The following is a 12,921-nucleotide window of genomic DNA, read 5'->3' on the forward strand; positions in this document are numbered from 1 at the left end:
GTCTAGGATAAAAGTGTTATAATCTATAAAAATGAATTTTAACATTAAATTCATACCAACCTCGTTTTACCTGTTAATAATTCTTGCATCATACCTTGTTTAAGACTTTGGTATTTTGTTTTTTTAGACTCTAATTGCTCGATTTCAAAATCCATGTCAGAAAGTATTTCGGAAATGGCTTTTTGTTCTTCATATTTATTTGGAAACCAACATTCAATCTTTGACATTTCGCCCTTATTCAACTTTGCTCTTGTACCTCCATTAATATAATCAAGTATGTTTTTATGGACTAATGAAAAGTAAAGAAATCCTTGGCTATAACCTTTCTTTGATTTTAATATATGAGCATGGTTATTAACCCAACATTTTCCTGTCATTCTGTATGCAATTGGTCTCGTTTTGTATTCATCGAAATAACCACCATCTTCTGCAATTAAAATGATATCATCATCTATTACAAAATCATTTACAAAATCAACAACTCCATTTGCTCCACAATAAGGAATATCTCCTTGCATCTTGTTTCTTTGCTCACCATTCAAAGGAACTCGTAAATTATCCAAACAATCAGCAACTTGTTCAATCGTTAAATATAACCACTCACCACTAAACCCTTCCAACCTCTTACCTCCTTTATGTGGTGGCATCAACAACTGTTGCATAGCACCTTGTTTGATGGCTTTCTTTTTGGCAATGAGTTTATCTAAATTGGTTATCAACTCATCTACATCACTTAAAGCGGTGGCTATGGCTTTTTGTTCTTCGAGCGTTGGAAGAGGTAGTAAAACATTTATTAATTGTGTCTTTGAAACACCAAATACTTTCATACCAACAGCAAGTTGAAGCATCTGATTTTTTACCTTTTTGGAATTCAAAAGTATACCTCTAAAGTTGTCAGCAAGTTTTAAATTCTTATCTCTCAATAAATACGTATGCAATCCAGATATGTATTTTTGATTACCAATTCCAAATACTTCAACAGATTTGTTAACTCCTTCTAAGTCCTCAGATGCATCAACCATAATTACATCGCCATCTTTTACAAACTCGTATTTTGCTTGGTTTTTAGAAACATAATATTTAATTCCATCTTTAAGATTATACTGAGAATTTGGTATAGCATGAATTAAACCGTAATGAATACATCCGATTTCATCATATTCTGACATCTGAGCTTTTGAATAACTAGATGTATTATAAAATGTAAAAACATCGTCTAATGAGACTAATTCCCAATCTTCTGGAATCCTTCCCACTTCAGTTTGTTTGTAACCATATTTTTCCATTAGCTCCATACTAAACCCATTTTTTCAAGGTGAGTACTAACTTTGTTTTCGAGTGTTTTGGTCTCTTTATCCAGCTCTACAAGAGTGTTTTCATAGCGTTCGGCTAATTGCTTCACCCTACCTGTTAAACGCTGTGAAATAGCATCTATTTCAGTCTGTATGGAGGTTTTTATACTTGTTAACCATTTGTCATCCACTACAAGCGTTCTAACATCTCCTTCCGTTAACTCTTTGAAGGTTTTAAGTGTTAAATTATCTAATACTATTACTTTTTCTTTTTGGTCTTTTTTCAATTCAGCCTCTCGGTTGAAAAGCTTCAACAAATCATTAGCTATTAAAAGCGTTTCTTTTTCAGCTGAATTGGATTTAATGTCTTTTATAAAAGCAGTTAGGGTTGTTTTGGTAATGCTTCCTTTATCGTTGGTTGCATCTGACAAAATACCTTCATCACCAGCGTGTTCTTCTTCAAAAGATACTATTTCGGATTGTAAGCTTTCTAATTCAGTTTCAATGCTAACTAATTCTTGGTACTCACTTGCTAAAAATCTATTGACAACCAATTCTTTTGGAATTAGGTCACACGTCCATCCTTTGTCAACTTCAGTACCTTTTTTGTTCTTTTCTAAAATGCGTTTTACATTAGCAACCCAACCATCCTCAACAATCAAATACACATCATCTTTTAGAGTTTCGTTCCAGTAATCTAACAAGTGTTGGTAGATGTCGTATTGACCAATCAATGGTTTGTTTCCGTAACGCTCTAATATGTCCTCAGAAATGGTTTTAATAAAATCTTTGGGTTTGGTGTCAGATGAAATAGCATTCATTTTAAAATGATTCACACTTTTGAAATCTTCAAACAAACTATATAATTGCGTATCGTATTGCATAAAATCGGAATGTTCAAAAATGGTGCTTTTTATAGCTGACTTTTCAACGTTCAATTTGGCATAACCTTCACGAATTGGAGTAAACAAATCCTTTCTTAAATTAGGATATACCGTCCAAAATTCTTGCAATGCATCAATGTCTTTTTGAGGGATGCCACCATTTAAGTGAGCATTCAAATCTTGAATATCTTCTACCTCTTGGGTATCAATATATCTTGGTATGTTAAGATTGTATTCGTTCTTTTCAATCTCATTGTAAGGAACTAATCGACAAAATTTATCAATTTCCCATTGGTGATTGAACGCATCCACTATTTTGTGAATGTCCTGTTCTCTCAAACGGTTTTTGTTACCATCTTTTATGTATCCTTTGCTGGCATCCATCATGAAAACCCCTTCACGGTCATCTGCATTTTCTTTATCAATGACAATTATACATGCTGGTATTCCAGTTCCATAGAATAAGTTGGCTGGCAAACCGATAATTCCTTTTATCCATTTGCGTTGTAATAAGTTTTTACGAATTTCTGCTTCAGCATTCCCTCTAAACAAAACTCCATGAGGTAGAATCACAGCACCTTTACCTGTGCTTTTCAAGGATGCAACAATGTGCAATAAAAAAGCATAATCACCATTCTTTTCTGGTGGTACTCCATAACCTCTGAATCGTTTAAATTCATCATCCATTGGATTGATACCAGTAACCCAGTTTTTTACTGAAAATGGAGGGTTTGCCACAACAAAGTCAAATCGTTTTAACGTTCCATCATTCTCTTTGAAGCGAGGCATTGAGATGGTGTTTCCTCCAGATATAGAAGCTTCTGGATATCCATGCAACCACATATTCATGATGGCTAATCCTTTGGTGGCAATGTCTTTTTCTTGTCCATATAAGGTTAGACCATTCGGAGCTTCATCCGCCACCTTTAATAAAAGTGAACCCGAACCACATGTTGGGTCATACGCTGTGTAAGAAGGTTTGTCTGCTTTATCAACACTTATTACTTTTGATAAAATTCGAGACACCTCGGCTGGCGTATAGAATTGACCTTTGCTTTTTCCAGATTCTGTTGCAAAGTGACGCATTAAAAATTCGTAGGCATCACCTAATACATCATCATCCTCAGCACGGTTATTTTTGAAGTTTAGTCCAGGGTTTTCAAAGATAGCTATCAATTTAGAAAGGGTTTCCACTTTGTCTTTTCCACTACCTAGTTTATCATCATCATTGAAATCGACCAATTCCATTGAACCTTCTAATCCGTTTGCAGAAAACAATGGTCTAAGAATTTCTTTATTGATTCGGTCACCAATGTCTGGTTTACCTTTCAAGGCTACCATGTCATCAAATGATGCACCTTTTGGTATTTCAATCAATCCCATTGGATTACCAGCATACTTATCTGAAATGTACTTTACAAAAAGCATTGTAAGTACGTAATCTTTATATTGTGAGGCATCCATTCCGCCTCTTAGTTCATCACAACTAGCCCATAGGGAGCTGTATAATTCTGATTTTTTAATTGCCATTTATTGTCTTAATCTTTTAATTTTTAATCCGTTTTTGTGTCGGTAAAGATAGTTTTAATAAACCAAATGTGCACATTTGTGCGGTTGGTTATATTGGCATGTTGCCGCACTGTAAATAGCCGAAACAAACCTTCACATATGCAATCATGATAATTTAGTGAAGGTTTATTTCTCTTTTACATTTTAAATTTATTTGTTTTTTTCATAAATCATTAAAAGGACTGATAAATGAAAGTGTTAAAAAATATCGTTGGTTCCCGGTCCACCAGGGTTTCATTGTTCGGCTTTCAGCCGCAAGGAAAGGCTAAGGTTATATGTCGTAATTTTGGTCACTTACTGGCACATCAATTCTATCTCTTGCTACGCAGAATCCATCTTTTATTATGTAACAATCAACAAAGTGTGCTCCTTCAAAATTTGAATTCTCTTTTCTTCTATTGTGGTCTTTATTTGGTGCGATGATTTGACCTCTTAAACAATTTCTTTGTTTAGCAATCTCACCTTCGTTTTTAACTTTCCACAATACTTCAAAAGGTGGAATGACATCAGTTTTGTCTATGAAGAAAATTAATTCTTTCTTTATTCTTAAAAACTTAACTTGTCTCAATAATTCTGTCCTGAAGCCTTTTTGTGAAACAGTACAATCAATTCTTAAATTATTAATTATATTCAAAGGATATTTATCCTCAATATATTCTTCTTCTGTTGAATAGTTATAACTTAATTCATTAATAGATTGAGGGTAAGGAAATACTTTTCCAAATACTCTTCTCCAAATTTCATAAACAGTTTTATTCTCATTTTTTTCAATAGCTTCTTCAACATTTTTCAATGCTTTTTTTGCTTTTGATTTGAAATTAGAATTTTTATTGTAAACGTGCTGATTACTTCCTAGTGCAAACCAATACTTTCTATTGTCATCTAAACTTTTTAAATATTCAAAAAAATCTCTAATAAGTAAATCGTGTTTTTCATAGTTATAATCTTCATACTTACTATCTGACTTGAAAAAATAATAAACTAAAGTGTCAATTAGTAAGCCTCCAATTTTAACACCACACTTATTTTTCCAACCTCTTATATATCTACAAAGTAAAATTAAATTGCCATTACATTTTTTATCATAGCTAGAAATTTCTTGCGCTTCAGGAGATGGATTTGTTTTCTTCCATCTTCCACCATTATTAGAATCGGGAAATGTAAAACTACCATCTGATTCTAAAAAACACGGACATACTTCAATATAATCTCCATTACTTTTGAATTCTGCTACAACAACTTGTCCATCACCTCTTAAATCTGAACTAGAATATGTTTTTCTTAATGAATTTCTAACATCATTTAATAATTGACTTTGTTTATTACCTTGTCTATTGTTGTATCGATTGTATAAGGAGTCGGGTAAAATGAAAATCAAATCAAGATCGCTTATTCCATTTATTGCCGTATTTCGACCATAACTACCAACATACACACCATTTTCTGTCTTTGATTCAATGTCGTGAAAATCTTCATTTAAACGCTGTGTTATTAATCCAAATCTATTTTCAATACTTTCCTGATTATTTACAACCAAATTGTTGGAAAAATCTTGAAATGTCTGCTTTATATCCATAAATCGTGATAGGTATTATTAATAGAAGAATTATAAAAATTGTCGTTTTTAAGGAATTTGGTACTTTGTCTCTGAAGAATTTGAATTTTAGTTCTTTATCAATCCAATCAATTTGTAGTTCATAGAAAAATTTATAATGGGCAAACCATTGTGACATAAATATTTGCTTGCTAATATTATTACTATAAAATTCATTTAAAATAATTTGATACTGATTTTCGTAATTGGCATATTCGTAATTATTGTCGTTTTCTACTGAATAAAATAAATCTCTCATTCTATTAAATAAACGTGTTAATCTCACGCCTTCATTTTCAAATTTTTCAGTATCATTTTTAAAATGTTCAATATATATTATTGCTATACCTACAAAAATTAATAGGATAGATAATTCTTTATTAAGAGGAATATTTTCATAAGCTATTTGAATAATACCAATAGCTAATGAAATAAAACCTACCCAAGTTGGTAGTTTATTTATAATATCGAAGGAAGCGAAATTTTTCTTTGCTCCAAATCCTATATCATATCCTTTTTGGGCAATTGTATTAAGGAAATTTTTTTTATCCACAGTGTTGGTTAATTATTGCCTATAAGGTTTTGCAGCTTGGCGAAGGTGGCGATTTTCACCACAAATGTTGATGCGGAGAACCAGACTTTGATTAATCACAAATGTGTCTGTGGAGCACGAAACCGCGCCTATCGCCAATGTACTGTTAAAGGTTCGTACTTTTCTGTCCACGAATATCTGTCGGTCAATGTTTAGTGTCATTTGAAAATGTCAAAGTTGGTGTTAAGAAACTTGTACCCTGTGGTTTTGGATAATCAGTTTTATTTTTAGTATCCTTTCCGTTGAACCAAATTGAACGCTTACCCTTATTTTTTCCTGTCTTGTTTTGGACTGCATTTTCAACAAACTCTTGTGATGTCAAAATCCATGTCATATCCATGCGGTTAGAGTAAAAAAACAAAATAATATTATCCCGTTGCTAATGCGTAATTGCTACAAAAAGTGCTGAGTCCCCTAACAAAACATCTTTTGAACATGCTTGATTTGTATATCTAAAAATGAGCTATCTTCTTTCTAACAATAGCATCAATACCAAAGTCGTCAATAAGCGGAATATAGTTTTCCAGTCTTTTCTCAGGCATTTTGCTAATTACAAAATACACCATTCGCTTACCGAAACCTGTGTTGGGTCTGAAAGTATTGCTCATTATTTAAAACTTAAAGTCGCAATAAAGTTGTCTTGGTCATTTTGTCTGTAAAATACTCGTCCACCCTCCATATAAGTGCGAACCATAGTTCTTATCCAACGTCCTTTGTCATTTGTCGGAGCGAATGCTAAAACACTTGCCAAGTGTTTGTTGTCCATAATGATTGGTGGCACTTCAAAGCAGAGAGTTATATCGGTGCATTGTAATTCAGTTTCAATGTTTTCAAAACTCAAAGTTTCTCTGTCAACCAATAGTTCTGTCGTGATGTGATTGCTTAGGGTTTTTTCCCTTTCTTTTTCTGTCCATTTTTTAAAATTTGTCATTGTTATTTTGTTTGTTTAGTGGATGTTTGCACTGTTGTCATAGCATTACCGCTAACGTTTCGCAGCTTGCAGAAGTGGCGGATTAAGGACGCCTAAACTTTCGGTTAAACACTAACATTGCAAGCACAAAACCAACTTCAAATTAAGCCCCAAAACCGCCATATTGCCAAACTGTTGTGGGCTGGCTAATTTTTTCCGTTACTCCATTTGTCTTTTTCTTTCTGTTCTTCTTTCTTTTGACTGGCACGATTCAATAGGTAAATACCTAATACAATGCATCCTATTCCAAAACCAAATTTACCACCAGCTTTGTCAGCAAAATTTGGGTCAGATGACATTCCAATCCCAGCTATTATGTTTAATATTCCGAAAATTAATGCAATAATTCCTCCTACTTTCATATTTAAGTTTTTTAAATTGTTAGTTGATTTACTTGTTTAATCTTCTTTCTTTACGTCAACAAACTCAACGTCATTTTTCTTTGAACAGAGTGTTATGATAAGTCCAATAATTGGAGATAAAAATATGCTCAATGCAAAACTCCATCCAAAACCGATTTTTCTGTTTTTTCCTAATTGACCGACTAATGCCGCCAATCCTAATGCTACTAATAATACAAATACTTGTGCCATTTTTTTAAATTTTAAAGTTAATATTCAATTTTTCTTGTGCTTCTTCTTTTAATTCAATCAAACGCTTTGCGTTGTTTTGATTTTTTGTAATTTCTTGAAAGAGATTTTCAGCGATTAAATTCTTCTCTTTATCAATTGGGAAAAGGTCCGGATGACACTTTACTTTTAATTCATCATACAATTGTTTTGAGTTAAATGAGCTATTTATGATATTATTAAAATCAATTTCTTGTTCCAAAGACTCTTTCTTGAATTTTTGCTTTATCGTATCTTTCGGTTTAATTTTTTGTTTTATAATTAGCAATACTATAATTACAAATTCAAAAATTGCAATCCAAAGCCACCAATTAATATGTTCAGCACTTTCTGAAGCAATTGACTTTGTTATAGTTTCACTCGCCACTTTTAAAGTGTCTTTAATAATAGTATCATTCATTTTCGTTAAATTTAGGTAATGGTATATAATCTTTTAACTGCCATCTGCAACCATATTGACCTGCATCGCCGTGTATTTCAAGAGTGTCCCAACCTAGAACGATTAATCTGCGAACAAGAGTACTGTCATCAAGAATAACTTTCCCAATACGTATTAATTCTTCCTTTGTAAGAACTCTACCAGTAAAAGCTTGTATTCTAAATCCTGAATTTAACCAATTAGAAAATTGATGCTTATATGAACTTTCGCCTCTTGATATATTAGCCTTCAAAAGTGTGGGTGCAACACCCGATACAAAAGATTTTCGTGCGGATTCATTAAAACTGCGAACAAGTTTAGCTCTCTCGCTTCTATCTTCAAACCATTCAATAACATTATTCCATAAATTATCTAGCATATTTTAATTTTTTAATTATTTGCGTCATTTTTGTTATAGCTTGCCCACAACTATCATATAGGCGAAACAAACCTTCTTCTCCCCCCTTAAACCAAAAGCTAAGCTTTATTTCGTTTTATTCATTCTCAAATAGCCCCCAAACCATGAAGCATAAAGACCCCCTCGGCCTTTAACCTATTTAAAAATTCATATACCATTTCCTAAATTCATCACCCACCAAAAACAAGGCAGTCCAGACCGGACTTTGTGCGCTATTAATGGTTAGATGTTATAATTTGCTCAAAGATAGAAAAAATATCAACTAACTTATAAAGCTAAAATAGTTTTTATGATAAATTGTCAGAAAAAAATTATATTTATTTAACGGTCAATTTGTAAATCAATCGTTTTAGCAAATCTCCAATTAAATGGTTTTAAGTGGACATGGTTACCTGAAAGATTTCATTCTTTTTCATAATTTGTCACTGATTTTGTATTGCAATACCTTCTTCATTAGTGGAAATGCTCAACTTTTAGCAATTTTAGCATTCATTCAAAAATCAAATGGAAAGACCTGAGTTGGTGAGTATCTTGGAGAAATTACAAGAGCAAGGAAGTTATTTGCATGAATTGAGGGATTTTGTGGAGAAGGACTCTTTTTCTATGAAAATGGCCTATGAACAGTCAGCGGAAGGTTCGGACTTCTTTTACTTGTACGATTCATTGCTGGTGACCATCTCGCGCTTGGATGAAATGTCTCTGGATTGCCAATTGGCGCTTTCCAAATTACAAAACTCGCCAGAATGGCTCAGTGAATACAATCTATTGTATTCTGGTATCCTTTTGGCAGATTTCCATGTATTGTTCAGTGTTGACAACCTGGATGATGCTTATTTTGACTATGCTTTTCCCACTTGGAAAATCCATAAATCAGACTTAATATCCTTGATTCATTTTTTGAAAGTGTATGCCATCATGAGCGATTTTGAGTTAATAGCTACAGATGAAGGGAGGCTTCGTTTACTTTCGCTTTAATTCCGTTTTCGCTAATTTGTCGTTCAATAATAATTTACTATGTCTACATTTCTTCGCTTTCACCGTTTGATCAAAATTTTGGTTTTTTGCTTGTTCTTCGTTCCAATTCTGGCATGGGGGCAATCGGAGCAAGAAGTGAAATTGGAAAAGCTAGCCTATCAAATTTCACAGAAGGATAATCCTCAGCAATCGATTGATAGCCTAAAGCTGCTTATTGCCAAAAAGCCTAGCATGAATATCCTCAATCTGCTGGGTATTTGTTATTATTTTTTGGAAGACACTTCCAATGAAATGGAGGTTTTTAAAAAATCGATTTCCGTTTATCCCAAAAACAATTTTGCTCATATTTATATGGCGGATTTGTATAAAAAGATGAACCAAGAGGATAGTCAATTAAAAGCACTAAAAGCCATGTTGGTAGATTTTCCGAGAGACCCTAGAGCTAATTTCAACTTGGGCTGGTTTTATTTAGTCAAGGATAATCAAAAAGCCTACGACATTTTTACCAAAATGAAGAAAAGCAATATTCCAATCCTTGATGAATCTCAATTTAACGAGGGAATGGGTATTACTTTGCAAAATTTGAGCAGACCCCAAGAGTCTAATCTTTATTTTGATAAGGCCTTGGAGCAAGACAAGAGTCCTATTTTTTATCTGAGAAAATCGGTCAATCATCAACGCATGAATGAGCCTTTGAAAGAAATCCAACAATTACAACTAGCCATAGCTTTGTTTGACTCAATACAAATCGAAAGAAAAATTAAAAAAACGGCTTTTATGGCCTTGGGGAAGGCCTACAAAGGGATTGGTGAATTTGAAAAGGCAAGGCAGCCTCTGCTGAAATACATTGAGATGGAAGTAGAAATGAAAGAGGAGGAAAAAAATCCTTATCCTTATTTTCACTTAATGATTTGTGAAATCGAATTGGATCACTTTGATAAGGCTTGCGAGTATTTCAAGGCCGCCCGTAAATATGGTATTGAAGAGACCGATTTATTTTATGAAACCTTTGGATTAGATGAAGACACTACTGTTTTCTCATCCGATAAATTTGATGAATTTTATAGTGCTTGTGTGAAGGAGTGAAGGGGAAATGGGAAGATAGAAGAGAGAAAATGAGAAGATAAAAAAATCGAAGAATATAATAAAAATCACTATACCAGCCGGTGCCAGAGGCTGTTGCTGAGGCTCTCGAAGCACTCGAAGGCAGCGGGGAAGGGAGGTAAAAGGTAAGAGGTAAGAGGTAATAGGGATTTTCTCTTTTCTCTTTTCTCTTTTCTCTCTTCCCATTTTCTTTCTTCTAATCACAAAAATCATCGTTCAGACAATAGGCAGTAAGCAGATTTTGATTGAAATAGGTTGAAAGTTTTAATCTGTTTCTCTCCAAAATTCCAGGATTTCACTCAGTTTATTTTTTAGTAATTTTTTATTGGGTAATAATCTTTCATACTGACTAACTAAGGCTGGAGATAAATTTCTGCTCAAAGCATATTCAATCACTTCTTCATCTTTGCTTTTGCATAGTAAAATTCCAATACTTGGATTTTCATTTTCATTTTTAACATCCCTATCCAAAGCTTCTAAATAAAAATTAAGCTGTCCCAAGTGTTCAGGAAGGAAGTCCGTTGTTTTTAATTCAATAACGACCAAACATTGTAATAATCGATGATAAAATAACAGATCAATAAAAAAATCTTTATTTCCTACCTGTAATCGAAATTCTTCTCCTACAAAAAGAAAATCCTTCCCAAGTTCTAGTAGAAATCTTTTCATTTCTTTAACTATTCCTTTTTGTAATTCTGCTTCACTGTGCCGTTCAGGTAAATCTAAAAATTCCAATACATAACGGTCTTTAAAAATATTCTCAAAGCCATTGGGCAAATCTCTCACCAGTGGCGAGAGTTTTAAATCAAAAGAAATCGATCGCTCAAAATAGCAGGCGCTTATTTGTCGCTCCAATTCCCTTTTTGTATAATTTGTCTTTTTGCATAGGTTTAAATAAAATGTTCTTTCTTCAGGTGTTTTACAACGGGAAAATATGATACAATTGTTTGTCCAACTTATCTCTTTGCTTAATTTCTCCAAGGAAGGATACTTCATATATGCCTCATAAAACTGTTTCATTCTCCAAAGATTTTTGTCGCTAAAACCTTTTAAATCTTTTTCTAGTAATTGTATATAATCGGCGAGTAATTTCACGGTAGACTTGCCCCATCCTTCCTTTTCTGTTCACACGGTAATATACTTGCCAATTTCCCAATACAAATTGATTAGTTCGGTATTTGCTGTTTTATAGACCTTTATCCTGGCCTTTTGGATAATCTCAATTATTTCATCAAAATAAGGTTTCATTTTATTAATGGTTAATTATTTCAAATATATTCAAAACCATCTTTAGCTTATAAGTAGTCAATGATATTATCAATTGGTTGATTATATGGAGGAGAGAAGAGAGATGCTTCGAGCGCTCATTTTCTGAACTATGATTTAGTTGATTTATGTGATGGTATGATTTTTTTCTCTTTTCCCGTTTTCACTCTTCTCTCTCATTTTCTGAACTATGATTTATTTGATTTATGTGATGGTATGATTTTTTTCTTTTCTCTCTCCCCGTTTTCTCTTTTCCCGTTTTCTCTCTCCCCGTTTTCTCTTTTCCCGTTTCCTCTTTTCCTGATTTCTCTCTTCCCATTTTCTCTTTTCCCGTTTTCTCTCTTCTCTCTTCATTATTTTTATTAAATTGCCACCCTAAACCTATCAAAATGATCACCGAAAAAGAGAAGCAAGCCTATCAGCAAGATGGTTTTTTGATTGCCAGAAACGTGTTTTCAGCAGAAGAAATCGATTTATTGTACCAAATTGCTACCGATGATTCCGTTGTTTCCAACGCTTTTGACCTCAATGATCTTTCAGGCAAAAAAACAAAATTAACCCTCTGGTTTACCGCTGGAGATGATTCTTTTGGTTTAATGTCGCGCTCCGAACGCATCGTGAAAGGGGTTCAAGCCCTTTTAGGTGATGGAGAAGTTTGTCATTTTCATTCCAAAGTAATGCAAAAGGAACCTCGCGTGGGGGGCTCTTGGGAATGGCATCAAGATTATGGATATTGGTATAAAAATGGTTTTCTATATCCCGAAGCCATGATTTCCGTGATGGTCGCATTAACCGACGCCACCATAGAAAATGGTTGTTTGCAGGTCTTGAAAGGGACCCATAAAATGCAGCGTTTAGAGCATTTATTCGCAGGAGAACAACAAGGCGCCGATATGGATTTTGTCAATGAAGCGGTCAAGGTTTCCGAACTGGTTTATTGTGAATTAAAAGCAGGCGATGTCTTGTTTTTTCACAGCAATATCCTCCACCGTTCCGAAGCCAATTTGTCGGATAATGCACGCTGGTCAGTCATTTCAGCCTATAATTTGGCTTATAATGTACCCTTCCGAGAAAAAAATCTTTCGTGTATCACGCCCATCCAAATGGTTTCCGATGAGGCCATTTTGGCTTCCGGCAAACAAAAAGTGGTGTCCAGCGATTTTTTAATCAAAGAAAAAGAAATAACCTTACAAGATTTAAAAAAATAAAC

General features: G+C 33.6%; 14 protein-coding genes and 1 pseudogene. 3 read left to right on the forward strand and 12 right to left on the reverse strand.

The features are described 5' to 3' along the window. Positions 1–50 precede the first annotated feature (50 nt). The 9 genes from V7S76_RS08555 to V7S76_RS08595 all read right to left on the reverse strand — a co-directional run bounded on the left by V7S76_RS08555 (position 51) and on the right by V7S76_RS08595 (position 8,327). Entirely contained in the window at positions 51–1,295 is a 1,245-nt protein-coding gene (locus tag V7S76_RS08555) for a restriction endonuclease subunit S (protein WP_459509669.1), read from the reverse strand. After that, positions 1,286–3,706, reverse strand: coding sequence for a type I restriction-modification system subunit M (locus V7S76_RS08560; RefSeq protein WP_459509670.1), 2,421 nt, complete (start codon positions 3,704–3,706; stop codon positions 1,286–1,288). The genes V7S76_RS08555 and V7S76_RS08560 overlap by 10 nt, the downstream gene beginning before the upstream one ends. 310 nt (positions 3,707–4,016) lie before the next feature. Next, complete coding sequence (locus tag V7S76_RS08565; RefSeq protein WP_459509671.1) at positions 4,017–5,321, reverse strand: SMODS domain-containing nucleotidyltransferase; 1,305 nt, start codon at positions 5,319–5,321, stop codon at positions 4,017–4,019. Further along, the gene (locus V7S76_RS08570) at positions 5,269–5,892 is read right to left on the reverse strand and encodes an SLATT domain-containing protein (RefSeq protein WP_459509673.1); all 624 of its coding nucleotides are present in this window, start codon (positions 5,890–5,892) and stop codon (positions 5,269–5,271) included. Before V7S76_RS08570 ends, V7S76_RS08565 begins: the two co-directional genes overlap by 53 nt. A gap of 646 nt (positions 5,893–6,538) precedes the next feature. Further along, positions 6,539–6,862, reverse strand: coding sequence for a hypothetical protein (locus tag V7S76_RS08575; RefSeq protein ID WP_459509674.1), 324 nt, complete (start codon positions 6,860–6,862; stop codon positions 6,539–6,541). 185 nt (positions 6,863–7,047) lie between these two features. After that, the gene (locus V7S76_RS08580) at positions 7,048–7,263 is read right to left on the reverse strand and encodes a hypothetical protein (RefSeq protein WP_459509675.1); all 216 of its coding nucleotides are present in this window, start codon (positions 7,261–7,263) and stop codon (positions 7,048–7,050) included. Between the two features lie 36 nt (positions 7,264–7,299). Then, positions 7,300–7,494: a hypothetical protein gene (locus tag V7S76_RS08585; RefSeq protein ID WP_459509677.1), complete on the reverse strand. Its 195-nt coding sequence runs from the start codon at positions 7,492–7,494 to the stop codon at positions 7,300–7,302. Positions 7,495–7,498: 4 nt separating this feature from the next. After that, positions 7,499–7,930, reverse strand: coding sequence for a hypothetical protein (locus tag V7S76_RS08590; protein ID WP_459509678.1), 432 nt, complete (start codon positions 7,928–7,930; stop codon positions 7,499–7,501). Then, positions 7,923–8,327, reverse strand: a complete 405-nt coding sequence (locus tag V7S76_RS08595) for a hypothetical protein (protein WP_459509679.1) — start codon at positions 8,325–8,327, stop codon at positions 7,923–7,925. The genes V7S76_RS08590 and V7S76_RS08595 overlap by 8 nt, the downstream gene beginning before the upstream one ends. Before the next feature lie 543 nt (positions 8,328–8,870). Here V7S76_RS08595 and V7S76_RS08600 point away from each other — a divergent pair. Both V7S76_RS08600 and V7S76_RS08605 read left to right on the forward strand, forming a co-directional pair. Continuing rightward, positions 8,871–9,341 carry a hypothetical protein gene (locus V7S76_RS08600; RefSeq protein WP_459509680.1) on the forward strand — a complete coding sequence of 157 codons (471 nt, stop codon included), beginning with the start codon at positions 8,871–8,873 and terminating at the stop codon, positions 9,339–9,341. A gap of 39 nt (positions 9,342–9,380) precedes the next feature. Continuing rightward, positions 9,381–10,427, forward strand: a complete 1,047-nt coding sequence (locus tag V7S76_RS08605; protein WP_459509681.1) for a tetratricopeptide repeat protein — start codon at positions 9,381–9,383, stop codon at positions 10,425–10,427. 282 nt (positions 10,428–10,709) lie between these two features. Here the strand turns inward: V7S76_RS08605 and V7S76_RS08610 are convergent, their stop codons facing one another. From V7S76_RS08610 to V7S76_RS08620, 3 genes and pseudogenes are all read right to left on the reverse strand, one after another. After that, positions 10,710–11,231 carry a PDDEXK nuclease domain-containing protein gene (locus tag V7S76_RS08610; RefSeq protein WP_459509724.1) on the reverse strand — a complete coding sequence of 174 codons (522 nt, stop codon included), beginning with the start codon at positions 11,229–11,231 and terminating at the stop codon, positions 10,710–10,712. Positions 11,232–11,276: 45 nt separating this feature from the next. Continuing rightward, positions 11,277–11,693, reverse strand: a pseudogene (locus V7S76_RS08615) (DUF1016 N-terminal domain-containing protein); the annotation flags it as partial. Positions 11,694–11,874: 181 nt separating this feature from the next. After that, complete coding sequence (locus tag V7S76_RS08620; protein WP_459509682.1) at positions 11,875–12,108, reverse strand: hypothetical protein; 234 nt, start codon at positions 12,106–12,108, stop codon at positions 11,875–11,877. Between V7S76_RS08620 and V7S76_RS08625 the strand changes: the two genes are divergently transcribed. Next, positions 12,101–12,919 (forward strand): phytanoyl-CoA dioxygenase family protein, encoded by an 819-nt coding sequence (locus tag V7S76_RS08625; protein ID WP_459509683.1) that lies wholly within the window; start codon positions 12,101–12,103, stop codon positions 12,917–12,919. The two genes, V7S76_RS08620 and V7S76_RS08625, sit on opposite strands and share 8 nt — an antisense overlap. Positions 12,920–12,921: the final 2 nt, after the last annotated feature.

This window comes from Aquirufa sp. ROCK2-A2 (assembly GCF_054558485.1).